The 25,581-nt window shown below is 47.6% G+C and carries 28 protein-coding genes and 1 pseudogene; 9 read left to right on the forward strand and 20 right to left on the reverse strand.

The genetic code is table 11. The features are described 5' to 3' along the window. Nucleotides 1–62 precede the first annotated feature (62 nt). Entirely contained in the window at nt 63–893 is an 831-nt protein-coding gene (locus G4O42_RS18390) for a PRD domain-containing protein (protein WP_012118737.1), read from the reverse strand. Between the two features lie 23 nt (nt 894–916). Beyond that, complete coding sequence (locus G4O42_RS18395) at nt 917–1,231, reverse strand: hypothetical protein (protein WP_032875769.1); 315 nt, start codon at nt 1,229–1,231, stop codon at nt 917–919. 525 nt (nt 1,232–1,756) lie between these two features. Between G4O42_RS18395 and G4O42_RS18400 the strand changes: the two genes are divergently transcribed. Continuing rightward, complete coding sequence (locus G4O42_RS18400) at nt 1,757–4,168, forward strand: S8 family peptidase (protein WP_032875766.1); 2,412 nt, start codon at nt 1,757–1,759, stop codon at nt 4,166–4,168. Between the two features lie 41 nt (nt 4,169–4,209). Here G4O42_RS18400 and G4O42_RS18405 read toward each other — a convergent pair whose 3' ends face one another. The 4 genes from G4O42_RS18405 to G4O42_RS18420 all read right to left on the reverse strand — a co-directional run bounded on the left by G4O42_RS18405 (nt 4,210) and on the right by G4O42_RS18420 (nt 8,074). After that, entirely contained in the window at nt 4,210–5,211 is a 1,002-nt protein-coding gene (locus G4O42_RS18405; protein WP_032875763.1) for an LLM class flavin-dependent oxidoreductase, read from the reverse strand. A 163-nt stretch (nt 5,212–5,374) separates the two neighbouring features. Next, on the reverse strand, nt 5,375–6,124 hold the full coding sequence (gene nfsA, locus G4O42_RS18410; protein WP_032875761.1) for an oxygen-insensitive NADPH nitroreductase: 750 nt from the start codon (nt 6,122–6,124) through the stop codon (nt 5,375–5,377). A gap of 102 nt (nt 6,125–6,226) precedes the next feature. Beyond that, on the reverse strand, nt 6,227–7,414 hold the full coding sequence (locus G4O42_RS18415; protein ID WP_007614568.1) for an FtsW/RodA/SpoVE family cell cycle protein: 1,188 nt from the start codon (nt 7,412–7,414) through the stop codon (nt 6,227–6,229). A gap of 201 nt (nt 7,415–7,615) precedes the next feature. Continuing rightward, nucleotides 7,616–8,074, reverse strand: coding sequence for a GNAT family N-acetyltransferase (locus G4O42_RS18420; protein WP_032875758.1), 459 nt, complete (start codon nt 8,072–8,074; stop codon nt 7,616–7,618). A 292-nt stretch (nt 8,075–8,366) separates the two neighbouring features. Here G4O42_RS18420 and ywcE point away from each other — a divergent pair, with 292 nt between their 5' ends. Then, on the forward strand, nt 8,367–8,627 hold the full coding sequence (gene ywcE, locus G4O42_RS18425) for a spore morphogenesis/germination protein YwcE (RefSeq protein ID WP_003150937.1): 261 nt from the start codon (nt 8,367–8,369) through the stop codon (nt 8,625–8,627). Between the two features lie 43 nt (nt 8,628–8,670). Here ywcE and qoxD read toward each other — a convergent pair whose 3' ends face one another. From qoxD to qoxA, 4 genes are read right to left on the reverse strand one after another with little or no spacing between them, the layout of a single operon-like run. Then, nucleotides 8,671–9,039, reverse strand: coding sequence for a cytochrome aa3 quinol oxidase subunit IV (gene qoxD, locus G4O42_RS18430; RefSeq protein WP_014419185.1), 369 nt, complete (start codon nt 9,037–9,039; stop codon nt 8,671–8,673). Nucleotide 9,040: 1 nt separating this feature from the next. Further along, nucleotides 9,041–9,655 (reverse strand): cytochrome aa3 quinol oxidase subunit III, encoded by a 615-nt coding sequence (gene qoxC, locus G4O42_RS18435; RefSeq protein ID WP_003150930.1) that lies wholly within the window; start codon nt 9,653–9,655, stop codon nt 9,041–9,043. A gap of 14 nt (nt 9,656–9,669) precedes the next feature. Next, on the reverse strand, nt 9,670–11,619 hold the full coding sequence (gene qoxB / locus G4O42_RS18440) for a cytochrome aa3 quinol oxidase subunit I (RefSeq protein WP_007614578.1): 1,950 nt from the start codon (nt 11,617–11,619) through the stop codon (nt 9,670–9,672). A 27-nt stretch (nt 11,620–11,646) separates the two neighbouring features. Continuing rightward, nucleotides 11,647–12,612, reverse strand: coding sequence for a cytochrome aa3 quinol oxidase subunit II (gene qoxA / locus G4O42_RS18445; RefSeq protein WP_087920812.1), 966 nt, complete (start codon nt 12,610–12,612; stop codon nt 11,647–11,649). Nucleotides 12,613–13,115: 503 nt separating this feature from the next. Here qoxA and G4O42_RS18450 point away from each other — a divergent pair. Next, a complete protein-coding gene (locus G4O42_RS18450) occupies nt 13,116–13,361 on the forward strand; it encodes a GlsB/YeaQ/YmgE family stress response membrane protein (RefSeq protein ID WP_003150926.1) in 246 nt (81 codons plus the stop codon). Between the two features lie 17 nt (nt 13,362–13,378). Here the strand turns inward: G4O42_RS18450 and galT are convergent, their stop codons facing one another. The 4 genes from galT to G4O42_RS18470 all read right to left on the reverse strand — a co-directional run bounded on the left by galT (nt 13,379) and on the right by G4O42_RS18470 (nt 17,235). Continuing rightward, the gene (gene galT, locus G4O42_RS18455) at nt 13,379–14,920 is read right to left on the reverse strand and encodes a UDP-glucose--hexose-1-phosphate uridylyltransferase (RefSeq protein ID WP_032875756.1); all 1,542 of its coding nucleotides are present in this window, start codon (nt 14,918–14,920) and stop codon (nt 13,379–13,381) included. Next, complete coding sequence (locus G4O42_RS18460; RefSeq protein WP_032875753.1) at nt 14,910–16,094, reverse strand: galactokinase; 1,185 nt, start codon at nt 16,092–16,094, stop codon at nt 14,910–14,912. Before G4O42_RS18460 ends, galT begins: the two co-directional genes overlap by 11 nt. Nucleotides 16,095–16,145: 51 nt before the next feature. After that, nucleotides 16,146–16,532: a GtrA family protein gene (locus tag G4O42_RS18465; RefSeq protein ID WP_029325749.1), complete on the reverse strand. Its 387-nt coding sequence runs from the start codon at nt 16,530–16,532 to the stop codon at nt 16,146–16,148. Between the two features lie 79 nt (nt 16,533–16,611). After that, a complete protein-coding gene (locus tag G4O42_RS18470) occupies nt 16,612–17,235 on the reverse strand; it encodes a TetR/AcrR family transcriptional regulator (RefSeq protein WP_007614590.1) in 624 nt (207 codons plus the stop codon). A gap of 335 nt (nt 17,236–17,570) precedes the next feature. On the opposite strand from G4O42_RS18470, the gene G4O42_RS18475 reads away from it, so the two are divergent. From G4O42_RS18475 to G4O42_RS18485, 3 genes are all read left to right on the forward strand, one after another. Continuing rightward, complete coding sequence (locus G4O42_RS18475; protein ID WP_003150917.1) at nt 17,571–17,732, forward strand: anti-repressor SinI family protein; 162 nt, start codon at nt 17,571–17,573, stop codon at nt 17,730–17,732. Nucleotides 17,733–17,948: 216 nt separating this feature from the next. Further along, complete coding sequence (locus tag G4O42_RS18480; RefSeq protein WP_032875750.1) at nt 17,949–18,629, forward strand: class I SAM-dependent methyltransferase; 681 nt, start codon at nt 17,949–17,951, stop codon at nt 18,627–18,629. Further along, nucleotides 18,629–19,303 (forward strand): glycosyltransferase family protein, encoded by a 675-nt coding sequence (locus G4O42_RS18485; protein WP_032875747.1) that lies wholly within the window; start codon nt 18,629–18,631, stop codon nt 19,301–19,303. Before G4O42_RS18480 ends, G4O42_RS18485 begins: the two co-directional genes overlap by 1 nt. A gap of 20 nt (nt 19,304–19,323) precedes the next feature. On the opposite strand, the gene G4O42_RS18490 is transcribed toward G4O42_RS18485, so the two are convergent. The 6 genes and pseudogenes from G4O42_RS18490 to cidR form a co-directional block, all read right to left on the reverse strand. After that, nucleotides 19,324–19,926, reverse strand: a complete 603-nt coding sequence (locus tag G4O42_RS18490) for a DsbA family oxidoreductase (RefSeq protein ID WP_012118748.1) — start codon at nt 19,924–19,926, stop codon at nt 19,324–19,326. Nucleotides 19,927–20,011: 85 nt separating this feature from the next. Beyond that, nucleotides 20,012–21,268 carry an iron uptake transporter deferrochelatase/peroxidase subunit gene (efeB, locus tag G4O42_RS18495; RefSeq protein ID WP_032875744.1) on the reverse strand — a complete coding sequence of 419 codons (1,257 nt, stop codon included), beginning with the start codon at nt 21,266–21,268 and terminating at the stop codon, nt 20,012–20,014. An 18-nt stretch (nt 21,269–21,286) separates the two neighbouring features. Beyond that, a pseudogene (locus tag G4O42_RS19830) lies at nt 21,287–21,605 on the reverse strand (Efem/EfeO family lipoprotein); the annotation flags it as partial. A gap of 75 nt (nt 21,606–21,680) precedes the next feature. Next, entirely contained in the window at nt 21,681–22,355 is a 675-nt protein-coding gene (gene thiE, locus G4O42_RS18500; RefSeq protein ID WP_032875742.1) for a thiamine phosphate synthase, read from the reverse strand. Then, the gene (gene thiM / locus G4O42_RS18505) at nt 22,352–23,170 is read right to left on the reverse strand and encodes a hydroxyethylthiazole kinase (protein ID WP_032875739.1); all 819 of its coding nucleotides are present in this window, start codon (nt 23,168–23,170) and stop codon (nt 22,352–22,354) included. Before thiM ends, thiE begins: the two co-directional genes overlap by 4 nt. Before the next feature lie 2 nt (nt 23,171–23,172). Next, the gene (gene cidR, locus G4O42_RS18510; protein ID WP_003150908.1) at nt 23,173–24,081 is read right to left on the reverse strand and encodes a cidABC operon transcriptional activator CidR; all 909 of its coding nucleotides are present in this window, start codon (nt 24,079–24,081) and stop codon (nt 23,173–23,175) included. Between the two features lie 106 nt (nt 24,082–24,187). Here cidR and G4O42_RS18515 point away from each other — a divergent pair, with 106 nt between their 5' ends. The 3 genes from G4O42_RS18515 to G4O42_RS18525 all read left to right on the forward strand — a co-directional run bounded on the left by G4O42_RS18515 (nt 24,188) and on the right by G4O42_RS18525 (nt 25,560). Then, complete coding sequence (locus G4O42_RS18515; RefSeq protein ID WP_007407725.1) at nt 24,188–24,574, forward strand: CidA/LrgA family holin-like protein; 387 nt, start codon at nt 24,188–24,190, stop codon at nt 24,572–24,574. Continuing rightward, nucleotides 24,556–25,236 (forward strand): CidB/LrgB family autolysis modulator, encoded by a 681-nt coding sequence (locus tag G4O42_RS18520; protein ID WP_012118753.1) that lies wholly within the window; start codon nt 24,556–24,558, stop codon nt 25,234–25,236. The genes G4O42_RS18515 and G4O42_RS18520 overlap by 19 nt, the downstream gene beginning before the upstream one ends. A 129-nt stretch (nt 25,237–25,365) precedes the next feature. Next, nucleotides 25,366–25,560: a YwbE family protein gene (locus G4O42_RS18525; RefSeq protein WP_003150901.1), complete on the forward strand. Its 195-nt coding sequence runs from the start codon at nt 25,366–25,368 to the stop codon at nt 25,558–25,560. The last annotated feature ends 21 nt before the right edge of the window (nt 25,561–25,581 follow it).

Here is a 25,581-nt window from a genome sequence, read left to right on the forward strand (position 1 = left end):
TCATGACAGCGCTTTCGTCAATATGTTTTCAAAAAAAAAGTCTGTTTCTCGAAACAGACGCGTTATTCCGGGTTTTTTTGCAGACGCTGGACATGCAGCGTAATATAGCCGGCCTCGGATTCCGGCAGTTCCAAATCATATTCATTTTTTAAAAACGCCGCCAGTTCAAGCGCACACCGATAAGCAAACGGATACTTTTTTTGGATGAAATAAAGCATCTCCTCGTCCATGGAATGGAGTGCTTCATTTGAGTCCAACCGGCTGACCGCATACCGTAAGTGCGTGACGAGGCGCTGATAGGAAATACTGTCTTCATCCACCTTCTGTTCGAAAAAGGATTCGATCTTTTCGATCATTTCTTTGATCATGGTTGTATGCTTCATCGCCGAATACATGCTTTTGGCATCCGCCTTGGCAGTGTGGATATGAAGCGCGATATACCCCGCCTCATCATCAGGCAATGATATACCGAGGGTTTGTTTCACGTGTTCAACCGCCCAGCGGCCGATCTCATATTCTTTTTTATAAAGCGCCTTAATTTCATGAAGCAATCGGTTATGCACCTGAAGGCCGTTTTGAATCCTTTCGATCGCAAAGGATAAATGGTCCGCCAGCGCAATGTGGATGTGATCGCTCAAAGGTGCCGCAAGCTCTCCCTCCGCATGGCTGATGATATCTTCAGCCGCCTCTATATGCTCTTCGGGAAGCGTTTCTAACACTTGTTTGAACTTTTCATTTTCGTCGTGCACGACAAATATTTTTTCAATTTTATGTTTTTGAATCACATCATTTTTTCTCTTTTGAAAAGCGATTCCGGGACCCATTACGATCTTTTCCCGTCCGTCTTCTTTTATTAACGCCGCATTGTTATTTAATACTTTGTCTATTCTCAAGAGGTTCGCTCCCGTTCTTATGTTTAGTGGGATTGTACCCTCTTTTTCATATGATGTAAAGGTGTCGGACCCGCGCGCTCCCGTTTCGGCAATTCTTTGCGGACAGGCATCCATCGGTTTTTATCCAGCCTGCCGCGGGCCGATTTTGTTTCATCGGTCAAATCCGCCGATCGGACACGGCTCACAAACGAAAAAGCCCCAGCCGTCCGCTTCGCTTTCTTATGATAAGCCGCTTGGTTTCCGTACACGGCGGCTAATGGATATCTTCCGTTACCCGGCGCCATCCAGTTCATCAGAAAGACCATCCACACCCGTAAAGATACTAGCAAACGTTTCATTGCAAATCATCCCTCCGCTTCTTTTTGACAGACAGCTTGTTCGCAGGCCTGTTTTTCTCTCCGCTTTAACGGAAAAGGCGGCCGATCCTTCTCCGCTAAAAACTAGCGGGTCTAGCAACCCTATGACTCTATGATAGACGCGGCCGGTCGAATTGTTTGTCACAATATGAGTGAAAAAACAAACTAGTTTTCAGAAGTTTTGTTGAAAGCTGATGGAAATGACCTGAAAAATGGAAAAGCCGATAAAAAAAGTTATACACACTTTATCCCTTGGTTAAGCACAGCTTAAACACAGGGTATATCCACATATCCACAAACTCGGTCTATATTTTGTATAGGAACGTTCGTTCCCAACAATATATATACACAAATTTATTCAGTTATGCACAGGATTCTGTGTATAACTCCCTCCTTATTCACAGACCAATTTCCATAAATGAGTCATATGTCACAAGGATTATTTTGAATTTTCAAGAAATATATACTAGATTTCTAATTTAGATAAAGAAAAAGGGGGAAACACGATTGAAAAAAGGAATCATCCGTTATCTGCTTCCGGCTTTTGTCTTATCCTTTACCTTATCCACAAGTTCACAGGCTGTGCCGGCTTCAAAACCGCAAACTCCTGATCTTGAGAAGGCTGAGGTGTTCGGTGACATTGATATGACCACCGGCAAACAAACGACAGTCATCGTGGAGCTGAAAGAAAAGTCGCTGGCGGAAGCAAAGGAACTCGGTAAAGCACAGACAAAAAGCAAGCTGAAAAGCGAACGCGCAAAAGTGAAAAAGAAGGCGCTCAAAATCGTTAAACACGGAAAAATCAACAGGGAATATGAGCAAGTGTTTTCCGGCTTCTCCATGAAACTCCCGGCAAATGAAATCCCCAAACTGCTGAGTGATCAGGATGTCAAAGCGGTTTATCCGAATGTTACCTATCATACCGATCAGCTCAAAGATAAAGACATCACCCTATCTAAAGATGCCGTGTCCCCGCAGATGGATGACAGCGCGCCTTATATAGGGGCAAATGACGCGTGGAAGCTCGGCTATACGGGTAAAGGCGTCAAGGTTGCCATTATTGACACCGGTGTCGAATATAAACACCCTGACTTAAAGAAAAATTTCGGACAATATAAAGGATACGATTTTGTGGATAACGACTACGATCCTGAAGAAACGCAATCCGGTGATCCGAGAGGCGCGTCGACTGACCACGGAACCCATGTCGCGGGCACGGTAGCGGCAAACGGAACGATTAAAGGCGTCGCGCCGGATGCTACACTCCTTGCCTACCGTGTGCTCGGTCCGGGCGGAAGCGGAACAACGGAGAACGTCATCGCCGGCATCGAACGCGCCGTACAGGACGGAGCGGATGTCATGAACCTTTCTCTCGGCAATTCTGTGAATAACCCAGACTGGGCGACAAGCACGGCGCTTGACTGGGCGATGTCAGAAGGCGTCACGGCCGTTACATCAAACGGAAACAGCGGGCCGAACAATTGGACCGTCGGCTCTCCGGGAACGTCCAGAGAAGCGATCTCCGTCGGAGCGACCCAGCTGCCGCTGAACGAGTACGCCGTCTCCTTCGGTTCCTATTCCTCAGCGAAAGTAATGGGCTACAACAAAGAAGATGACATAAAAGCACTGAATAAAAAAGAAACAGAGCTCATAGAGGCGGGTATCGGCGAGCAAAAGGATTTTGAAGGCAAAGATCTGAAAGGAAAAGTCGCTGTCGTCAAACGGGGCAGCATCGCCTTTGTGGATAAAGCCGACAACGCCAAAAAAGCGGGCGCGATCGGTATGGTTGTGTATAACAATGCCCCGGGAGAAATTGAAGCCAACGTACCGGGCATGTCCGTGCCGACGATTAAGCTTTCATCAGAAGACGGCGAAAAACTCGTCAGCCAATTAAAAGCGGGCGGCACAAAAGCGACTTTCAATTTATCCGTGGCTAAATCGCTCACTGAACAAATGGCAGACTTTTCGTCACGCGGTCCGGTTATGGACACGTGGATGATTAAACCTGACGTCTCCGCTCCCGGCGTAAACATCGTCAGCACCATTCCGACACATGATCCGGCCGACCCGTACGGCTACGGATCGAAGCAGGGAACGAGCATGGCTTCCCCGCATGTAGCCGGCGCAGCTGCCGTCATCAAGCAGGCCAAACCGAAATGGAGCCCGGAACAAATAAAAGCCGCTCTCATGAACACCGCGGAAACCTTAACGGACGCGGACGGTGACGTATACCCGCATAATGCGCAAGGCGCCGGAAGCATCAGAATCATGAAGGCGATCAAAGCAGACTCCCTTGTCGCCCCGGGAAGTTATTCTTACGGAACGTTTATGAAAGACAAAGGCAATGAAACGAAAAAAGAAACCTTTACAATTGAAAACCAATCGTCCATCAGAAAATCATATCAGCTCGAGTACTCTTTCAACGGCACGGGCATTACCGTTTCGGGCACAGACCGGGTCGTGATCCCCGCTCATCAAACCGGAAAGGTCAATGCGAAAGTAAAGGTCAATGCCAAAAAAGTAAAGGCAGGCACCTATGAGGGAACCGTCACAGTGCGTGAAGGCGGAAAAACAGTCGCAAAAGTGCCGACGCTGCTGATTGTAAAAGAGCCGGACTATCCGCGCGTGACGTCAATCGACGTGCAGGACGGCACAACGCAGGGAACCTACCAAATTGAAACCTATCTTCCGGCGGGAGCCGAAGAGCTTGCCTTCCTTGTATATGACAGCAATCTTGACTTTGTCGGCCAAGCCGGCATCTACAAAAAGCAGGATAAAGGCTATCAATATTTCGACTGGAACGGCAAAGTCAATGGTGACACCGCACTGCCGGCAGGAGAATATTATATGCTGGCCTATGCCGCGAACAAAGGGAAATCAAGCCAGGTGCTGACTGAAAAACCTTTTATCATTGAATAACCGAACAACCCTGCTGGAGCATCAGCAGGGTTTCTTTTTGATTAATCGGCAAAAGCTTCTCGAAGCAGGCGATATGACTGAAGTTTATCTTCAAAATGATGAGTAATGGTTACAGCCATCACTTCTTCCGTTCCGTATGCTTTACTGAGAGCCAGAATCTGTTCTTTCACTTGCTGCTTCGTTCCGATGATCATTCGATTCCGATTATCGGCAATTCGTCTTTGTTCATACGGTGTATACGTATTGCCGCGGACGGTTTCGTAAGACGGTACGCCGTGAAGCGGAATCCCCTGTTCACCCGCAAGCAGCGTATAATCCATGACGGCCGCGAGTTCCTCCGCTTTCTCTTCCGTGTCCGCGCACAGCACAAACACCGCCACGGCTGTTTTTGGTTCTTTTCCTAATAGAGAAGGTTTAAATCTGCGCTTATATTGTGCCGTCGTGCTTTCTCCGCCTTCTCCATTAATAAAGTGGGCAAACATATAGCCTGCTCCCGTTTCTGCGCTCAGAAGCGCGCTTTCCCCCGAAGAACCGAGAAGCCAGACTTCCGGCGCCGTCTTAATAAGGGGTGATGCGGTCAGATTCGGAAAACGGTGATTGTCGTCGGCTGCATCATGCAAATACATCGCCAGCTCACGAAGCTGCTGCGGATATTGATCAGCGTTACGCTTCCCGCCGTCATTCAGCGCCCATGATGCGATCGGCATTCCGCCCGGCGCTCTCCCTAATCCGAGATCGATTCTGCCCGGCGTCAACCCTTCAAGCACGCGGAAATTCTCCGCCACCTTATATGCGCTGTAATGCGGAAGCATGACACCGCCCGAGCCTACACGAATCTCATTCGTTTTCGCCGCAATATGGCTGATCAGCACTTCAGGGCTTGAACCCGCCAACCGCTCTGAAAAATGATGCTCTGACACCCAAAACCTCTTATATCCGAGCTTTTCCGCCTCCTGCGCCAGTCTTACTGTATTCCGCAGCGCGCTTTCCGCAGAACTCCCTTCTGATACAGGAGATTGATCTAATATGCTTAATGAAATCATCACTGTCACCTCATCAACATCGTACCACTGCTAAGCCATTTTTTCTTTCTGTATGCTTATAAGCATCCCTGATGATAAACATTTATATACCTTGTTCCATTTTGTCGAAATATGTTACACGTGAAACATAAAAAAACCTCTCCCGGTCAGGAGAGGTTTTTTCTTAATTCTTTTGAAAACCTTTATCTTTTACATATTGATTCAAATAGGTTCTCGGTTTTTGTTTCATGAACTGCAGGATTTGATCAGACCACGTTTCAATCCGCTTGCCGTTTGTCCGTTTATCATAATAAGCGGAAATGGTTTCATCATATTCCTTCATATAACTGCGGAAGTGTTCTTCATTCGTATCGTATGTGTTTTCATGATATACGGCTTGTTTCGGCAGGCGCGGCTTTTGACCGGACGGATGAGCGGGATGACCGACTACCAAGCCGAACAGCGGCAGCACATGGTCAGGTGTACCAAGCACTTCCGTCACCTGATCAAGTTCATTTCGAATGCCTCCGATATAACAAATGCCGAGTCCCATTGATTCCGCGGCAACACTTACGTTTTGTGCGGCAAGTGCGGCATCAATGACGCTGACCATAAACATTTCCGTATTCTCAAGAAGCTCGGTAATGTTTTCGCCTTTTTCCTCAGCAAGTTTTTTATGGCGGTACAAATCAGCGCAGAACACAAACAAGTGCCCGTTATTTTCGACGTAAGGCTGGTTTCCGGCCAGCGCCGCCAGCTTCCGCTTTTTCTCCTTATCGGTTACGCCGATGATGGAGTAAGCCTGCACGTAACTGGACGTTGACGCCGCCTGAGCGCTTTTCACTAATGTATCTATCTCTTCTGCGGTCAGAAGCTCGTCAGTAAATGATCGGATCGACCGATGATTAAGTATCGTTTCGATGGTATTGTTCATATAAAAGCCTCCTTCTCTCTATATCATATCCCAAAGGGAATCATGTCAAAAGCGAAATGCTCTAAACAAAAAAAGACAGCCCGAAAAACGAGCCGTCTCACATTAAGAATTGAACAAGTAGCTTTTATATTTCGTCAGCTGCACACTTGCGTTATATACGATCCCGAAGCTGATTAATGTAGAAAGCACCGAGCTCCCCCCATAGCTGACAAACAGCAGCGGAATACCGGTAACCGGCATAATGCCGATATTCATCCCGATGTTCTGGAAGGTGTGAATCACGATAAGTGCAGTAAATCCTACGCAAAAAAACGCGCCAAACCGGTTAAACGCATGCAAGCGGTCAATCAGCACCACAAGCCTGTAAATTAAAAAGAAAAACATGACGACCGCAATGGCGCAGCCTAAAAATCCAAAACTTTCACCCAAAATCGCAAAGATAAAGTCGGTCTGCCCCTCAGGTACGTACACCTTCAGATTATGAACGCCGTTTCCGGTAATGCCGCCCGATCCGATCGCCATAACGGCCTGATCCACCTGCCAGCTTTTATCGCTCTCTGCCTGAGTCGTTGCCGCACTGGAGTCAGACATCCACGATGTAATCCGGTTAATTTGATAATCCGCAATGCCGATTGAATTCGCCACATGGGGAAATTCAATCACGAGAACTAAGAAAAGGCCAAGCACGAGCGCGGCCGAACCGCCGATGATGGTGATCAGCTTCCAGTTTACACCTGACATAAACACCATCACCATAACGATAAACAGACAGATCGCACCCGTTCCGGCATCCTGCAAGACGATCATCCCGATCGGAATAACCGTCCATGCCGCAATTTTCAAAAGCAGATTCACATCTTCCCGAAGCGACCTTTGATCCTTCGGGCCCGCCTTCGATATAATGGACGCGACCATCATCATAATTCCTATTTTCGTGAACTCTGAAGGTTGAAGAGTGAAGCTGCCGATTTTAAACCAGCTCTTCGCTCCGTTTTTAATCGGCGCGATGGATTCCGGCGCCACACGTAAAAGGAGCAGTGACAGCACGCCGGCAATTAACACGTACAGACTCAGTTTTTCAAGCTGCTCTAAATCAAAATACATGATACTGACCATGAGACCGGCTCCGATGACATAAAAGACGATCTGTCTCATCCAGGCATCACTTCCGTACTGCCCAAACTGTCCGGCCGCATAAATCGCCGCAACACTAATTATTAAAAACACACCAAATATAAAAATCAAATCCCCCTGATAATAGGGATTTTGCTGTTTCTTATATCGACTCATTCTATCCCGCCTTACATTTTCATCGGAAGTCACTATTGTTTATTATACATGAACACTGTTCAAGAAAACATGATGAGGTTGCTTCCTTTTTATTTTTTACGGTTTGGGGACTACACGACATATGACGTGTCAGAAAAGGAAATGTTTCGGTCATGACGAAACTTTTCCGATAAAAAACCCCTTCTCGTCAGAAAAGGGGTTTCAGTCTATGTTTAACGTCATAAACAAGCTGTTCGGGTCCTCTTTATAATGTGCAAACGGATTACAATATTGAAACCCGGCTTTTTCATACAGGCGTCTGGCGGGGAGAAAAGCCTCCATAGAACCGGTTTCCAAGCTGATCCGCTGATAGCCCCGCCGCCTTGCTTCTTCAAGCATATGGCGGAGGATCCGGTTGGCTGCGCCTTTTCTGACATGATGCGGAAAGGTTTTCATTGATTTGATCTCACCGTGCCGGCTGTTTAGCTCCTTTAAGGCGCCGCAGCCGAGCAGGATGCCGTTTTCCCTCACACTCCAAAACGTAACGTCAGGCTGACGCAGCCGGTCCGCATTGAGCGCGTGTATACTTTCCGGAGGAGAATGCATGGTCATGCTCTTCAGATGCTCCTGTAAAAGCGCAATGACATCCGGCGCTGTGACATCTTCTTTCCTTACGTCCACTTCAAACCACCCTTGCTGTGCATATTTTCTTTGACCATAGCAAAGGTTCACAGCCTGCGCCATTCCATTGTCCGGAAATGTGACAGGGTATTTGGCCTTTCCGGTTTCTTGTACCTATCCAAAAATGAGGCAATAGTTGCAATACATTTCTCGAAAAAGCGGTATCAAAAATTGGAAAACATGGTATAATAATTGTAACAAAATGTTCAAAAAACGACCACAAAACAGACACATTTCACTCTCTGTATTTCATTTTGGAAACGCTCCCATAAAATGAAAGGAGACATGTAAGATGGACATGTTTTTTGCTTATTTACTGGTCGCAAGCGCAACACCCCTCTTTATCTGGCTGGATAACAAAAAAGTCGCTCTTTCGGCCATACCGCCAATTATTCTCATGTGGGTTTTCTTCTACTTTTACGCAACCAGCAGCCTATCCCCTCTCGGCCACACACTTATGATCATCCTGTTTGCCGTCAACGTCATCGTTGCCCATATCGCCGCCTTTATCATTTACGGCCTCCCGCGCCTGCGCCGGAGAAGAAGCCAATAAAGGCACAAAAAACCCTCTTCGCCTGAACGAAGAGGGTTTCTTTTTATTCCTGATGTTCGGAATGTTGCTTCGCACCGCCAGGAGGGTTTCCATCCATATGGTCACCGTGATGGTAGTGCGCCGCAAAGATCCAGATGGAACCAAGGATGATAACAATCGCTCCGAAAAATCCGAAGAGCGTGTTTCCGACTTGAATTCCGCCGTTTTCGCTTTCTGTCATGTGCATGAACATGAGAAGCTGAAGACCGGCTTGGATAAATGCGAATCCGAAAATGATCCAGAGTTTTGCTGATGGGCTTAATTCCGTATATACCGCAACCCAAAGGGCCAGCAGGGTCAGAATAATAGACAACGCAAAACCTACGATATGCTTCCACGGAAAGTGGCTGTGTTCAGCAGATTTGTTTGCCATATTATAGTCCCCCCAATCCGATGAGATAGACGCCTGTAAAGATGAAGATCCAAACAACGTCTAAGAAGTGCCAGTATAAACTTGAGATAAAGATTTTTGAAGACGTCTGCGGCGTTAATCCGCGTTTCTTCAATTGCAGTAAGATGCCGGCAATCCAGAAGATACCGATCGTTACGTGCGTTCCGTGCGTTCCCAGAAGGACGAAGAATCCAGACCAGAAAGCACTTGTACCGAGAGATGCTCCTTCATGTACATAGTGGATGAACTCGTTAAGCTCACATCCGACGAAGCCCGCGCCGAGAAGAAGCGTAATGATCGTCCAAATGACGACGCCTTTTAAACTTCCGCGACGCATTTCATGAACAGCGATCCCGCAGGTGAAACTGCTGATCAGAAGCAGGAATGTCATGATCATGACAAGCTTCACTTCAAATAATTCAGCCGGTAAGACTCCTCCTGCTGTTCTTCTTTGAAGAACGAAGAAGGTTGCAAATAGTGTTGAGAACAACACAATCTCTGCCCCTAAAAAGATCCAAAACCCGAGAATATTGAGTCTGCCGGTTTCAGATTGATATTCCATAGGCGCGTTAGAATTGCCGTGTTCTGCATGTTCCATAAATCACGCCTCCTTTATTCGGAAATCTTTCTTTCCGTCTCTTTTATTTCTTCAACAGGTATATAGTAGCCATTGTCATATTCAAATGAACGAAGCACCATGCAAAGCAGAATGCCGATCAAGCCGACAATGCCCATCCAGAACCATTCAAATACAAGTCCGAAGCCTGCAATACCGAACGCCACTGACATAATAAGCGGTCTTCCGGAGTTGTGCGGCATATGGATTTTCTTGAACTTGCTTTCCGGATGAATATCCGTTTTGTCTTCTTTCAATTGCAGTAACGCATCTTGAGATTTCACTTCAGGAAGCACCGCAAAGTTGTAATGCGGCGGAATCGCAGATGAAGTCGCCCACTCAAGCGTACGTCCCACGCCCCATGAATCTCCGCTGATCTCGCGAGTAGAGTAGCGGAAGCTGTAGTAGATGTTGTAGCAAAGGATTAAGAATCCGACACCCATCATGAAGGCTCCGACAGTTGAAATAAAGTTCAATGCAGTCCATCCGTCATTCGGTCCGTAAGTGTAAATACGGCGAGGCATACCTTGCAGCCCCAAGAAGTATTGAGGGAAGAAACATACATTAAATCCGATCATAAAGATCCAGAAGAACCATTTTCCGATTCTTTCGTTCAGCTTGTGGCCGAACATTTTCGGATACCAGAAAATAAATCCTGCGAAACATGCAAATACCGTACCCGCGATCAGCACATAGTGGAAGTGAGATACGAGGAAGTACGTATTATGGTATTGATAATCCGCTGCAGCCATCGCAAGCATAACCCCTGTTACCCCGCCGACAACGAAGTTCGGGATGAACGCAAGCGCCCACAGCATCGGTGTTGTAAAACTGATCCGGCCTTTATACATCGTAAAGAGCCAGTTAAAGATTTTAACCCCGGTCGGAACCGAAATCGCCATCGTTGTAATCGAGAAGAAAGAGTTAACGGACGCACTGTTCCCCATTGTGAAGAAGTGGTGAGTCCATACAAGGAAACTCAGGACGGAAATGGCGATAATTGAGCCGACCATCGCTTTGTAACCGAATAACTGCTTTCTTGCAAACGCTGAAATAATTTCAGAGAAAATACCGAATGCCGGTAAGATAACGATATATACTTCAGGGTGTCCCCAAATCCAGAACAAGTTAGCCCAAAGCATCGGCATACCGCCGGCTTCCAGCGTGAAAAAGTGAGCGCCGAACAAACGGTCAAATGATAACAGCGCCAATGCCACTGTCAAAACAGGGAAGGCGAATACGATAATAACCATTGTAATCAGCGTCGTCCATGTGAACATCGGCATACGCATCAGCGTCATGCCTTTCGTACGCATTTTCAGGATCGTCACCATAAAGTTGATACCCGTCATCAGCGTACCGATACCGGCAATCTGAAGACCGAGCAGGTAGAAGTTCTCACCAGGCCCGGGACTCATGTCGTTGCTTGCCAGCGGCATGTAACTCGTCCAGCCTGCGTTCGGAGAACCTCCGATAACGAAAGAAATATTGAAAAGCATCGCACCTACGAAGAACGTCCAGAAACTCAGGTTGTTCAAGTAAGGGAATGCTACGTCGCGCGCACCGATCTGCAAAGGTACGACAACGTTGATCAGACCGATTAAAAACGGCATCGCCATGAAGATAATCATGATCGTACCGTGAGTCGTAAAGATCTCATTATAGTGGTTTGAGTCTAAAAAACTGTTATTAGGAAGCGCTAACTGGGCGCGCATCATCAAGCCGTCGACCCCGCCGCGGAACAGCATGATAACAGCAGAGATAATGTACATGATTCCAAGTTTCTTATGGTCTACAGACGTAAGCCATTCAGACCAGAGCCACTTCCACTTTTTGAAGTATGTGAGTACAACGATGATAGCGATAGTGGAAAGCGCAATGGAAACTTGTGCGCCCAGAATTAATGGGTCACCTGTTACAAAAAATTCATCCCATCTCAATTTCATTCGGGCTTCCTCCTTTCTTGTTCAATTTCAATCTTGTTTATCGTCGGATACTTTAAATTCGTTTTTCTTTACATTTTCCCACGGATCTGTTTTAGAGTGCGGTGATACGGCTTTGTAGCCAAGGCGTTTGCGCGCCTCCATCGCATATTCGGCATCTTGGCCGTGGTCAACGTATTTTAAGTGTGTAGAAGAGAACGTTAATTTACCGACATTCTCCGGAAGCATCAGTTCGTCATACTTCTCTTTCGTCAGCTTTGGAGAATCGCTTTGGGCTTTTTTCACCCAGCTGTTAAAGTCTTTTTGCGTAACAGCTTTTACGTTGAATTTCTGGTCGGCAAAGTGTTCGCCGGTGAAGTTCGCGTTGCGGCCTTCATATGTTCCCACTTTGTCAGCCTGTAAGTATTGATCCATCAGCATTCCCGCCATCGCGTATTTTTGTCCCCCAAGCTGAGGAATCCATAGCGATGCCATTGAATCGGCTGAAGAAATTTTAAATAAAACCGGACGGTCTACAGGAATGTTCAGGTAGTTAACCGTCTCAATATCCTGCTCTGGGTAGCTGAATACCCATTTCCAGTCTACCGAAGTAGCATAAACAACAAGAGGCTCTTTATCCTTTGTCGCTTCAGGCGCTTTTTCTAACGAATATATCGTCTGTACGGTAGGCACAGAAAGTGCAATAACAATTAAAATTGGGATCACTGTCCAGACTACTTCTAAGAACGTGTTGCCGTGCATCTCGGGCTTGTAATTTCCGCTGTCTTTGCCTTTGCGGTCGCGGTATTTCACTAAAATGATTGTAAATAGTACGAATACGACGCCGACAATGAACAGCATAAATCCGATTGACAAGAGAATCAGATCTTTCTGCTGGTCTGCTACAGGTCCTTTCGGATCTAAAACGGAAATGTCGCTGCATCCGCCCAGTACGAAAACAACAGCCAACATCGCTATTAAAAGTAACGGTTTAAATGCTCTGAACAAGAAGATCACCATCCTTCCTATTGATGTAGTGAATCTGAAATGTACTTTCTCAAAATCTTTTCTCTATCTACCTTGTTATGCTATCAAAATCTGCCCTTATTAGCTTTATTTTTTTCTAAAGTTCATCTTTTTTTCGACCTAATGTCACAAAATCGTCAAAAAATGCATGAACTTTTTCCACTTGCGCAAATCAAACATAAAAAGTTTTAGATCATTTAGCATATATAGAGAAAAAAGATAGTGAGAACGAATAATACCAAATAAAGGTTTACCATAATAAAAAACGCTGGTCAACAAAAAGTTTCATTTTGTTAAACATTCTACAAAAGAAATATTTTTTCCTTTGCTCACACCTTTTCACACGGTTTCCATTTTAACGCAACGCATTGTGAAAAAAAAGACCGGAACGCGCCTTGATATGTTCATTATAAAAAACGCATTCATATGTTTAATATGGACAAAACGAAGGTAACATATAGGCATAAATAAATAAAAAATAGGAAGTGATATTTATGGGTTTTATCGTATCTCTGATTGTCGCTATTATTATCGGCTGGATCGGAAGTTTATTTGTAAAAGGCAGTATGCCCGGAGGAATCATCGGGTCAATGATCGCCGGTCTGATCGGCGCATGGATCGGGCACGGACTGCTCGGCACATGGGGTCCTCACCTTGCCGGCTTTGCCATCATTCCGGCAATCATCGGAGCTGCGATCGTGGTATTCTTATTCAGCCTGATCGCCAGAAGCAGAGGATAAAAAAAAAGCCTCGTCCCTTATGGGATGGGGCTTTTTTCCGGTAGAGCGCCCAAATGGCGGATAAACCGCCGGAAAGCCGCTCTGCCTTCTTCTGTCTGTTTAAAGACGCCGGCATGCTCCAGTATCCGCGCAAAGGCATGGCCGATTTCCTCTTTCAGAATCTGTTCCGCGTTTTCTTTCGTTATCTTCCGCTTATGCAGCACACTGAGCGCCCAATCTTTATGCGCTGCCGCAGAAGGGTCTGCCGTTAAGACCGCTTCCGGGTCCGGTGAGCACAGCGCTTCAGCCGTGTATTTCATTTCTTGTTCAAGGCGGCCCGGCAGAATCGCAAGCCCCATTACCTCAATCAGTCCGATATTTTCTTTTTTCAGGTGATGAACTTCCTGATGGGGATGAAAAATTCCCAGCGGATGCTCATCAGAGGTGCGGTTATTTCTGAGGACGAGATCTAATTCGAATAAACCGTTTCTCCGCCGGGCAATCGGCGTAATTGTATTGTGCGGTGTTTCTCCTGAATAGGCGAGGAGATCAGCCGCCTCATCGGAATAGCCGCGCCATGCCCGCAGGATGGCATCCGCCGCGCCGGAAAGCTCAGACGCACTCTCGCTTTGCAGGCGGATGACCGACATCGGCCACTTCACAATTCCCAACACCGTTTTCGGATAGTCAGGCAGCCTGTACCGGCTTTCTGTCTCCGCCCGCGCCATCGGGAATTCATAATTGCCCCCCTGAAAATGGTCGTGGCTTAAAATACTGCCGCCGACAATCGGCAGATCAGCATTGGAACCGAGAAAATAATGAGGATACTGGCTGACGAACGACAGCAGCCGGTCAAACGTTTTTTTGCTGATCTTCATCGGTTCGTGCCGGTCTTTCAAAACGATGCAATGCTCCCGGTAATACACATACGGAGAAAATTGCAGAAACCACTGCTCATCGCCGAGAATCACCGGAATGACACGAAGGTTTTGACGCGCCGGGTGATCCGGTCTCCCCTCGTACCCGACATTTTCTTTACAAAGAACACATCTCGGATAATCGGATTGAGGCTGCTCTTTGGCAGCCGCAATTGCTTTCGGATCTTTTTCCGGTTTTGAAAGGTTGATCGTGATGTCCAGCTTTCCGTAAGCCGTCTCAGCCGTCCACCCGACATTCCGCTTTATTCTGTCCGAACGGATATAATACACATCCTCTGAAAATCGGTAAAACGCCTTTGTCGCCTGCTCCGGCCCGTGCACCGCCTTTGTTTCTTCAAAACGACGGACAATCTCGGACGGCTGCGGGGCAAAGCAGCCCATGATCTTCGCGCTCAGCAGGTCGCGATAGGTGTCTGTATCGGCTGCAATCCGGCCCGTTTCTGCCGCCCATTCATAAATCGGGGCCAATATGTCCGGCAATGATGCCGCCGATTCATTTTCTTTCTGTTCTGAAACTTCCGGATGGGTGATATGCAAAGCTTCATATAAACGGTTTCTTGTATATTCAATATCAAGATAGGAAATCAGCTCTTTTTGCAATCCGTACCGGATTAAACGTTCCACATGCCGCTCAATTGCCATCGTCATCCCCCTTTAGTTCTCTCGCTCCGGCTCCGACATCCGCCGTGTAAAAGTCAGCTTTTCTCCCTGTCTTTTCCTCATAGCGGGCTCCTGCCGTTTCAATAAAATCCGAAACCGCATCGTCCTTGACGATACTGACTGTACAGCCGCCGAAACCGGCTCCAGTCATCCTTGATCCGATCACCCCGCCGTGGCGCCAGGCCGCTTCAGCCAGTGTATCCAGCTCATGACTCGTCACCTCGTAGTCATTGCGTAAAGAGAGATGCGAATCCCTCATTAATTCACCGATATGATGAAGCTGATTGTTACTGAACATGTCGGCGGCCTCTATTGTGCGGTGATTTTCATAGACGGCGTGTTTCGCCCGGCGTCTGTTCACTTCATTCTGAATCAGCTCCGCATGAGCGTCAAAAGCGGAAGGGGTCAGCTCTCCCAGTGATTGAACGGAAAGATGCTTCTGAAGATCACAAAGCGCTTCCCCGCACTCCTTGAGCCTCGTATTATAGCCTGAGTCTGCAAGCGTTCGTTTTTTATTGGTATTTGCAATAACGATCGACAGCCCCGACAGCCCGAGTTTTGTATATTCAAAGCTGAGCGTCCCGCAATTTAGCAGAATCGCATGATGTTTCTTTCCCATTCCGATGGCGAATTGATCCATTATTCCGCAGCTGACGCCGATAAAGGAATTTTCCGCCGTCTGAGCGAGCTTCACCAAGTCGAGCATATCCGCCTCAAGCTCATGGCATTCCTTGAGAATGACCGCCGTAACAAGTTCAATGGAAGCCGAAGATGACAGCCCCGCGCCGTTCGGGATATTTCCCCAGAACACAATATCGAAGCCGTGCGGAAGGGAAAAACCGCTGCCGAGACATTCCGCCATGACCCCTTTCGGATAGTTGGCCCACCCGTCCTCTTTTTGATAACGGATATCATCGAGACTGCATTCCTTTATGCCCGCTTCCTTAAATTGATGAGAGTACATTCTGACGAGCCTGTCCCCTCTCTCCCGGACGGCTGCATATGTACCGATCGTCAGCGCGCACGGAAAGACATGGCCCCCGTTATAATCCGTATGCTCTCCGATGAGATTCACTCTGCCGGGCGCAAAGAAAATGCGCAGGTCCTCCGATTCCCCGAATACATCAGCAAACGCTTTCTTTATTTTGTGCTTCATACGCATCCCCTTTCACCATTACACTTTCCCCCGGGGTGCGGAAAGAAACCGTTATGACACGCCCTCTTCTTTCGCTTTTCTGAAGACAATCCACTTGCTGGCCGCATAGTTGACGACTACGATAATGACGTTATCGGCGATTTTCGCCAACGTTTCGTTCATATGAAATTGACTGACCAGAAGAATCATCATGGCGAGATCGATGGCGAGAGACAATACCCGCACGCTGAAAAAGGCCGTCAATTCTTTCATCAGACTCCGCATCCCCGCGGTCTTTTGCTGAAATACATACAGTTTATTCGTGACATATGCAAATAGAACGGACAGAATCCAAGCTGCGACGGTCGCCGCCTTGTAATCCATCTCAAAGGCCGACGTCAGAATGTAAAAACTGACGATATTCACGATGGTCGTGAATATCCCCATAATGATATACATCATAATTTCTCTGTAGCGCATGGCAGTTCCTCGCTTTCTGAAAGACTTTTCTAAACCTTTTGTCAAATCAAGAAGAACGTTACCCCGATTTTCTGCCGCTGACAAAAACATAGAGCGCGTCAAACATGCTGCGGAATGTAACCGGCCTTCCCAGCACATTGGATTGCTTAATCATCCCGTCGATGAGCGCGCACATCATGTTAGCGGTATGCTCGGTATCTATATGGTCTTCTATTAAATTTCTCGATTTGAGCCAATTTATGTACATGGTGCTTTCTTCTATCCATAACTTATAAAGACGGATATAAGCTTCATATTCACTGACGACTTTGTAAGTAGGCATATGAACGGCAAAAGACACAACATTCCAGGCAGGCTTGCTGTTTACAAACCGCATCAACAGGCTGGCCGCGCTTGCCGCAGCTTCACAAAGCGTCAACGGCCGTGCTGTTTGCTTTTCTAATTCGTCGAGATAGCCAGTGATGATCCTTTTTTTTATCTGACGCCTGTCTAACAAATGCTTCAGAAAATCTTCCTTGCTTTCAAAATGAACGTAAAACGCGCCTTTGCTGAAACCCGCCGCTTTACTGATGTCATCGATTGAGACTGAATCGTAAGCTCTTTCAATCAGGAGATGAAGGCCTGCGTCAATAAAACTTTCAAATGTTTCTTCTCTCTTAATTTGAAATTTGTTTTTTTTCATTTTTTACCCCAGCTGTTTGATCATTCACTTTATCTTACACCGAATCATTCTTTTGCGGTATTTTTTATGCAAAAAGAATATGCTAGTCGACGCTTTGAGGGTAAATGTTAATAGGTCATATGATTTATTTTTATTTGCATACTATCCAGTCAGTATTTATTTGTTTATTATTATACGTAAGAATTCTTGAAGGATTTTGGTTATTTCAGTCATTTTCTTAGGGAATAGGTAGGTGAATTCATCTTCAATTTGGGATTACCGGCCAACTATGTGTGATATTTGTTATACATTGGCTGCTGTAGCTGGGCAAATCAATTTTTCAATTGGAGGTTCTTATGAAAACTCATGTAATGAAAGATATAGATCAAGATTGGCAATTGTTAATTCAAGAGGCTAGAATCATGGGTTTGCACATTGACGATGTGAGGCGCTTCTTAAATACTGAAAAAGCGGTGAAGAAAAAAACACCAATGAAAAACACCATCCGCCAGCGGTAAGATTACAGGCGGATCCTTTTACTATATGACCTGCCACAGTCCGCCCGCACCCGAGTTTTCAAAGGAACATCCGCAATAAGAGGGGAATCAGAGAACAAACCGTATACCGGACAACCATTCCCGTCCGCATTCCGCAATTGAACAGCCAAACATGGTGATATGAGATCCCCCCGCTGCATATCTTGTGTATATGCCCATTTATGAGGTGATACACAGATGGATACGAATCCCTATTATGATGAAAAACAACAGAACTACTACGAAGGCCTGAATCCTTATTTATTGAACAAAATAGACGAAAACTGGCGGACAGTGCTTGATGTCGGCTGCGGCACAGGCAATTTAGGAGCGGCGATCGAAGACCGCGGAATAACGGTTTACGGCATTGAAGCGTATCCCGAAGCCGCGAAAAAGGCGGAAAGCAAATTGAGCCACGTCCTTTGCGGCGACATTGAATCCGCCATTCTTCCGTACGAATCAGAACAATTCGACTGCATGCTGTTCGGAGACGTTCTTGAGCATCTTATCGACCCGTGGTCCGTGCTGAAAAAGCTTCGCCCGTATGTAAAAAAAGACGGCACGGTGCTTGCGTGCATACCGAATGTCGGCCACATCTCAGTGGTGCTGGAGCTTTTAGCCGGCAAATGGACTTACAGGGACGCCGGATTAATGGATCAGACCCACCTGCGTTTTTTTACCCGTGAAGAGACGCTTTCATTATTTAAAGCCGCCGGCTATGAGGTGAAACGCATTGAAGCGATCCGCGTTGATCACCCCTCTTATCACAAAGCCACCGCATCATTGCACGAAGTATGCGTACAGCTTGGCATAAGGCATGACTTTATGACAGAAGCATCGGCGTATCAATATGTGATTGAGGCCGAGAGGAGCATGTAATGGATTCACATTCATTTCTGTTTGTCGTCTGTGTGAATGACGAGTCGCTGTACTCCCGGTGCAAAAGCCATATCATACAGCTTACCGTCCCCCCTTCATACTCCGTTGATATCATGCCGATATACGATTCAGCAAGCATGGCCTCGTCCTATAACAAAGCGCTGAGACACCCCTCCAAATATAAAATTTATCTGCATCAGGATACCTTTATCATTCATCAGCATTTCCTTCATGACATGCTTCATATCTTTCAATCTCATCAGGAGCTCGGCCTTCTCGGTGTCGCCGGCTGCAAAACCCTGCCGCCGAACGGCATTTGGTGGGAAAGCGGAGAGCGGATGGGAAAAGTGATTGAATACCGGGGGAATGCTTATCACCCGCTGGTCTTTGAGCACGGTGATGAAGACGGCCTGTTTACGCCCGTTGACGCCATTGACGGCTTGTTAATGGCGGCTCAATATGACGTGAAGTGGCGGGAGGATTTGTTTCGCGGCTTTCATTTTTACGACACATCACAGTCGCTTGAATTTCAAAAACACGGCTATCAAGTCGGCGTCGCCTGCCAAAAAGACCCTTGGTGCCTTCATTTTTGCGGCGACTCATTTGACGCCGCGGCTTATGAAGCGGACAGACAAACATTTGTCAAACACTATATGGCAAAGCCCTCTCGCTGATCGAGAGGGCTTTTTTCGGGTTAACGTTTATTCAGTTCCCGCTCAATGATTTGTTCAAAGGTTTCCTTTCCCGCCGCGCCAGGGATTCTCTCATCGCCGATGATAAACGTCGGCACTGCCGTAATGCCGGCTTCCTCATAAGCATGGCGGAGCGCTTCCCGCTGTACGTGTCTGTACGCTCTTGTCTCAAGCGCCTCTTTGAAGGCAGCGCCGTCAAGTCCGGCTTCTTCCGCAAGCTTTGTCAGCACGCCAACGTCACCGATATTTTGTTCTTCCTGAAAGAACGCCTGAAAAACGCGTGTATGGTATTCGCTTCCTTTCCCATGTTCCTTTGCGAAATGAAAGCCTTCAAATGCCAAATCCGTGTAAGGATGCGGTGACACGCGGGGGAACGTGATTTCAACGCCTAAAGACTGCGCCATCGGCTCAATGGAGTTTTTCCACATCTGCCGCTTGGCGGGATCATTCACCGGATCAAGTTTCGGCGAGGGGCTCGGACGCAATTCAAACGGCATCCATTCCACCTGTACGTCCTTGTCCTTGATTGCTTCTTCAAACGCCGCTTTGCCGACAAAGCAAAACGGACATACATAATCAGAATATACTTTAATCTGCAGTGTCATTGTAAGTCTCCTTTCCTTTTCATTTTAAGTTGTAACATATATAGTTACAAGTGTTTTTTAAAAAACACCCTCCATATGGAAGGTGTCACGATTCCAGCAGCCTTTGGGCGATATATTCTCCTTTTTTACAGCCGCCGGGACAGGCGAATAAGGAAGAGCCGATCGTTTGTGTGTATTCATTCAGCGCATCCTTTGCCGCCAAAGCCTTCAGCATCGGGACAAATTGGCGGTCCGGGTCTTTTTGAAAACAGATAAACAGCAGGCCTGCGTCAACATAGCCCGTCTTCGGATCAATTCCGTCCGTATAGGAAAATGCCCGGCGCAGGATCTGTCTGCCGGTTGATTTTGCCACGCTGACATGCGAGTCGGCAGGAATTTGATTCAGCTTCACGGGATCGGTTTCCTTTTTTTGTCCAAAAGGCGCGCCCGAGCTTTTCACCCGCCCGAACGTGTCCTCTTGTTCCTTCAAGGATGAACGGTCCCATATATCTAAAAACATCTTAATTTTCCTAAACGCCATGTACGTGCCGCCCGTCATCCAGTCCGGCTCTCCTGATTGAACCCAAACGATCGAATTCATCAGGTTTTCATCCTTTGTGCTTTGGTTGCCGGTGCCGTCTTTGAATCCGAAGAGGTTGCGCGGCGTTTCCCCGTTTTTCCCGCCGCTTAAGAAACCTTTATTGAGAAAACGGACTTCGCACACGCCTGCTGCCTGTTTCATCAGGTTGCGCACCGCGTGAAACGCCGTTTGTTCATTATCCGCGCAGACCTGTATGACGATATCACTGCCGCCTTGTTTCTTATCGAGCTTGTCGTTAGGCATCGGCGGAATATCGGCGAGGTGCTTCGGTTTTTTATCTTTCAGTCCGAAGCGGTCCTTCCCGTCTTTCTCGAAAAACCCGGGGCCGAAGCCGAAGGTAACGGTCAAATTCGCCGGGGCCAGATCCTGCGACTCCCCGGTATCCTGCGGAGGTATATATTTATTTTTCTGTTCGCCCGACGGGACGGCGCCTGAAGTCAGCAGCTGCGTCAGGCTTGTCCATTGTTTGAAAAGGGAGATGACATCGGCTTTGTCGCTTGACATGACATCAAGCGCTGCAAAATACACATACGTCTGATGCGCCGTTGTGATTCCTGCTTGGTGCTTTCCGTAAAAAGGAACGATTTGATCACGATCACTTTTTTCATCATTCTTCTTTGAAGCGGTGGCCGCCGGTTTGAAGAGCGGCGCGAGTCCTCCGAGGCCGCTCGCTCCGACAGCGACGGCGGCGCCCGCGACGGCGCCCCACTTCAGGACATCCCGTCTGTGGATCTGTTTTTCCTTGTTTTGTTCATCACTCATGCTGTGTCTTAACTCCTTTTAAAGCACATCGGCAATCTTCGCCATGGTTTCAGAAAGGGCCGTCAGCTTCGTGCTTATCTCTCTGATTTGATCTGTACTTAATGTATCACAAGACGTATACGATTGATCGCACGTTTTGATTTCGACATCAAAACTTCAAATTCGCTGAATTCCGCATCAAGTTTTTCCGTGACCTCGAAATGATCTCTCACTGCGCGCTTTTTACTGGTTCATAGAGTGCTTTTAAGCCTTCGGCGCCGGCGGTGATTGGTTCAGGCATCACTTTGAGCAAAGCGATAGAGCCGTCAAACACTTCGGTCGATATTGCAAGCTGATTGCCCTGTTCTTGACATACGGCTTATATTCTCCAAGTCCGTCACTGCCTTTTTGCGCACACAGAAAAAGGGCCGCCCTATCGGGACAGCCCTGCTTTGGAGCGCTGAATTTCCTCTGAAAACTTCCGCGCCGCCGCTTTTGGATCTTCGGCTTGGCTGATGGCGCTGATCATGCTGACGCCGTCTGCCCCCGCTTCAATGACGGGCGCCGCGTTGTCAGCCGTAATGCCGCCGATTCCTACAATCGGAATAGTGATGCCCTGACGCCTTACCTCTTCAATCAATGTAACGCCCTGCACAGCTTCAGCATCTTTTTTTGTTTCGGTCGGATAGACCGGGCCCATTCCGACGTAATCGGCTCCGGCGGCTTCCGCCCGCTTCACCTCGGAGACGTTATGTGCTGACACACCGAGAATCATATCGCCGATTGCCGCTCTCGTTTCTTCGGCGTCTGCGTCATCCTGTCCGATATGCACTCCGTCCGCCTGAAGGCGCAAGGCCAATTCGACATCATCATTAATGATGAAAGGAATCCCGGCCTGCCTGCAGACATCCTGCACCTGCTTCGCGAACAGGACACGTTCATCCCCTGTTAAAGAACCGCTCCCCTTTTCCCGAAATTGAAAAAGCGTAGCGCCGCCCTCAATGGCTTTTTTCACCACAGAAACGGGGTCTGCGCTTGTATTGTTTGATCCCATAATAAAATAAACCGATAACATATCCTTCATCATTTCCCGAGAAATACGCGTCATTTTTCTGTCACCCTTTCAATTGCAGCAAGCTCGGCCGCTTCTTGTTCTGAGATGCTTGCCAGCTTGTTTAAAAGCTCAATCTGGAAGCTGCCCGGCCCCTTTTGGGAGGTGTCCAAAGCGGCAAGCTGAGCGGCGCTTCCGTATACAGAAACGGCTGAAACGGCCGCTTGCAGAACGTCCTGCTCCGCTGCGCAGAAGGCTCCGATTACAGACGTCAGCAGGCATCCCGCCCCCGTCACCTTCGTCAGCAGTTTATCACCGTTATGTACGGCGTATGTGTCGGTGCCGTCGGAGATGACGTCGGTTTTTCCGGTAATCGCAATGACCGTCTTCAGCCCGCTTGCAGCCGTCTTAGCGAGGTGAACCACATCTCCTCCGGCTTCCCCCGCATCCACGCCTTTTATCTTCCAATCAGGGGCGCCGGCAATATTGGCGATTTCCGCGGCATTTCCGCGAATGGCGGACAAGCGGACCTCCTGTATGATCTTGCGGGCTGATGCCGTCCGAAACGGCGTGGCGCCGGCGCCTACCGGATCAAAAATGACCGGAACACCGTTTTCATTGGCCGATTTTCCGGCTGCAATCATAGCTTCAACCGACGCCGAACTGAGGGTGCCTATATTCAGGACGAGCGCTCCTGCGATTTTCGCCATGTCGGCGGCCTCCTCAATTGCATAAGCCATAACGGGCGATGCGCCGAGCGCGAGCAGTCCGTTAGCGGTGAAGTTCGTGACGACATTATTGGTGATACTGTGAACGAGCGGGTTTTGATCCCGCACTTTACTCAAGTGTTGAGCTGCGGTTTGTGCGTCCATGCTTAATCATCCTTTTTTCTCTTTTTCGGATTCCATAAATACGATTTCGTATGCTCCAGCCAGGCTCTGGCGGCAAAGGACATATAGCGGTCTTTCCGCCAAATGATGGCTAAATGCCACGGAATAACCGGATGAACGAGCGGAATGGTTCTGACTTTGTCAGGATCAAGACCGCGGCAGATTCTTTCCGGCAGCAGGCCGATACCGAGATTGGCGGATACCATTTCGCTGATAAAGTCCCACTGTGACGTTTCATAAATGACGTGCGGCCTGAATCCGGCTTTCACGCATTCCGTCATAATTCGATTATGAAGGACAAAATCCTCCCTGAAAAATATGAACGGCTCTTCTTTCAATTCGTGAAGACTGCATTCTTTCTCGTCGGCGAGCCGATGTGACGGATGGACGACGAGCATAAGGGTTTCCTTGACGATTGTGAACGTATGAAAAATCTCTTCATTCGCGGGAAGCACGACGACCCCGATATCAAGCGAGCCGTCCTCCACCCCTTGCTGCACTTTAATAGAGCCGTCCTCAACAAGCTGAAACGTCACATCGGGATATGTGACGCGGAAGTCACCGAGCACTCTCGGGAAAAAGCCGGACCCGATCATCGGCGGAAGACCGATGCGGACGTGCCCTTTCTTCACTTCCATAATATCGTTCAGCTCTGACGTCAGGTTTTGGAATGACTTTGTGATTTCCTGCGCCTGCACATACATGCTCTGCCCGGCGTCAGTCAGTTCAACTTGCCGGCCATTGCGGTAAAACAGCTTAATGCCGAGCTCCGTCTCCAGGTTTTTAATCATTTTTGAGATTGTCGGCTGTGAAACATACAGCGACTGTGATGCCTTCGTAAAGCTTTTCAAACGGGCCACTTCCAAGAAATACGTTAAGTGCCGGATATCCATTACATTTCATCCTTTCTATAGACAAAAGGAATACACATTATTCTTTATATGTATTTTACCTATAGCAAAACCTTCTGTACAATATAAATATAAGGGAGGCATCATTATGAAAAAATTGCTGCTTACCGTTATTCAAATCGCTCTGCTGTTTATATTTGCGCGTCTGATCAATTGGGTCACGGCGGCTCTTCATATAAATATTCCCGGCAGTATAATCGGGATTGTGATTCTTTTCACATTATTGCATTTCAAGATTATCAAACTTGAATGGATTGAGCTTGGCGCAGCATGGCTCCTCGGTGAGCTGCTGCTGTTTTTCATCCCGTCTGCCGTCGGAGTGATTGAATACGGAGATATTATGTCTAAGTTCGGCGTAAGCATTTTACTTGTCGTCGTCATCAGCACATTTGTCGTGATGGTTTCAACAGGTACGCTTACACAGCTGATAGCAAAAAGAAAGGAGAAAAAACAAACGTGTTCATCGGAATCATAAGTTTATTCTTAACTGTCTTAGTATATTTGGGCGCGAAAAAACTCTACATTCGTTTTCCTCGGGTGTATACGTCGCCGCTTCTGATTACGCCCGCTGTTTTGGTCGTACTGCTGCTTCTTGTCAATGTCCCGTATCAGACATACAATCTCGGCGGCGGACTGCTGACCGATATGCTTCAGCCGGCAACAGTGGCGTTCGCTATCCCGCTTTATAAATATTTCCCGATTTTAAAGAAATACGCCGTGGAAATTATTTTGAACGTAGCGGTTGGTTCATGTATCGCCATTTTGTCAACAGCCTTTATCGCAAAATGGTTCCATCTCGGCAGCAGCTTAGTCGACAGTCTCGTGCCGCGATCCGTGACGACGCCGATTGCCATGAACGTTTCAGAAATGATCGGCGGGATGCCGGCCGTTACAGCGGTTTTCGTCATTTTAACGGCTTTATTGGGAACGATCATCGGGCCGATGGTCATCCGCTATTTCCGCATTGATAACGAAATTGCCCGGGGCGTGCTGCTCGGAACTAGCGCGCACGGAGCGGGAACATCTAAAGCATTTGAGCTCAGCTCCGTATCAGGAACGATCTCAAGCGTGTCGATGATCCTCGCCGCGATTATGACACTGTGCGCGGCCCCGATTTTGCTTTCGTTTATGTCATAAAAGACTGCTCCTTACAGAGCGGTCTTTTTTTAGTTGCCATGAAGAATTGATTTGTCTGTCCTTCATAAAAAGACGAAAACACGATATGATAAGACATGAAGTGAAAAGACTGAAGAACGGATGTGTCATATGAACGGCCAGCAGCGAAGCAGCATCAGAAAAGGACTTGAAGTCGATATCGTCCTGAAAGCCGATCAGCGTTCAGGAAAGCTGACAAGAGGGATCGTGAAGGATATTTTGACGAACTCAAGCTTCCACCCGCGCGGCATTAAGGTCCGCCTTGAAGACGGGCGAATCGGCCGGGTGCAGCACATTATTGAATAGAAAAAAGCCGGAGCTTCACGC

The organism is Bacillus sp. LUNF1 (assembly GCF_011008975.1).
GTDB classification, from domain to species: domain Bacteria; phylum Bacillota; class Bacilli; order Bacillales; family Bacillaceae; genus Bacillus; species Bacillus velezensis.

Excerpts from the sequence above, each read along its gene's own strand:
- nfsA (WP_032875761.1), bottom strand. The coding sequence starts at position 6,124 with ATGAACAATACCATCGAAACGATACTTAATCATCGGTCGATCCGATCA.
- cidR (WP_003150908.1), bottom strand. The coding sequence starts at position 24,081 with ATGGATATCCGGCACTTAACGTATTTCTTGGAAGTGGCCCGTTTGAAA.
- G4O42_RS18525 (WP_003150901.1), top strand. The coding sequence starts at position 25,366 with ATGAACGGCCAGCAGCGAAGCAGCATCAGAAAAGGACTTGAAGTCGAT.
- G4O42_RS18475 (WP_003150917.1), top strand. The coding sequence starts at position 17,571 with ATGAAAACTCATGTAATGAAAGATATAGATCAAGATTGGCAATTGTTA.
- qoxD (WP_014419185.1), bottom strand. The coding sequence starts at position 9,039 with ATGGCAAACAAATCTGCTGAACACAGCCACTTTCCGTGGAAGCATATC.
- G4O42_RS18450 (WP_003150926.1), top strand. The coding sequence starts at position 13,116 with ATGGGTTTTATCGTATCTCTGATTGTCGCTATTATTATCGGCTGGATC.
- ywcE (WP_003150937.1), top strand. The coding sequence starts at position 8,367 with ATGGACATGTTTTTTGCTTATTTACTGGTCGCAAGCGCAACACCCCTC.
- G4O42_RS18395 (WP_032875769.1), bottom strand. The coding sequence starts at position 1,231 with ATGAAACGTTTGCTAGTATCTTTACGGGTGTGGATGGTCTTTCTGATG.
- G4O42_RS18515 (WP_007407725.1), top strand. The coding sequence starts at position 24,188 with ATGAAAAAATTGCTGCTTACCGTTATTCAAATCGCTCTGCTGTTTATA.
- G4O42_RS18460 (WP_032875753.1), bottom strand. The coding sequence starts at position 16,094 with ATGAAGCACAAAATAAAGAAAGCGTTTGCTGATGTATTCGGGGAATCG.
- G4O42_RS18485 (WP_032875747.1), top strand. The coding sequence starts at position 18,629 with ATGGATTCACATTCATTTCTGTTTGTCGTCTGTGTGAATGACGAGTCG.
- G4O42_RS18470 (WP_007614590.1), bottom strand. The coding sequence starts at position 17,235 with ATGAAAAAAAACAAATTTCAAATTAAGAGAGAAGAAACATTTGAAAGT.
- qoxB (WP_007614578.1), bottom strand. The coding sequence starts at position 11,619 with ATGAAATTGAGATGGGATGAATTTTTTGTAACAGGTGACCCATTAATT.
- thiM (WP_032875739.1), bottom strand. The coding sequence starts at position 23,170 with ATGGACGCACAAACCGCAGCTCAACACTTGAGTAAAGTGCGGGATCAA.
- G4O42_RS18405 (WP_032875763.1), bottom strand. The coding sequence starts at position 5,211 with ATGATTTCATTAAGCATATTAGATCAATCTCCTGTATCAGAAGGGAGT.
- galT (WP_032875756.1), bottom strand. The coding sequence starts at position 14,920 with ATGGCAATTGAGCGGCATGTGGAACGTTTAATCCGGTACGGATTGCAA.
- G4O42_RS18465 (WP_029325749.1), bottom strand. The coding sequence starts at position 16,532 with ATGTATATCATTATGGGGATATTCACGACCATCGTGAATATCGTCAGT.
- G4O42_RS18480 (WP_032875750.1), top strand. The coding sequence starts at position 17,949 with ATGGATACGAATCCCTATTATGATGAAAAACAACAGAACTACTACGAA.
- efeB (WP_032875744.1), bottom strand. The coding sequence starts at position 21,268 with ATGAGTGATGAACAAAACAAGGAAAAACAGATCCACAGACGGGATGTC.
- qoxC (WP_003150930.1), bottom strand. The coding sequence starts at position 9,655 with ATGGAACATGCAGAACACGGCAATTCTAACGCGCCTATGGAATATCAA.
- G4O42_RS18490 (WP_012118748.1), bottom strand. The coding sequence starts at position 19,926 with ATGACACTGCAGATTAAAGTATATTCTGATTATGTATGTCCGTTTTGC.
- G4O42_RS18415 (WP_007614568.1), bottom strand. The coding sequence starts at position 7,414 with ATGAGTCGATATAAGAAACAGCAAAATCCCTATTATCAGGGGGATTTG.
- thiE (WP_032875742.1), bottom strand. The coding sequence starts at position 22,355 with ATGACGCGTATTTCTCGGGAAATGATGAAGGATATGTTATCGGTTTAT.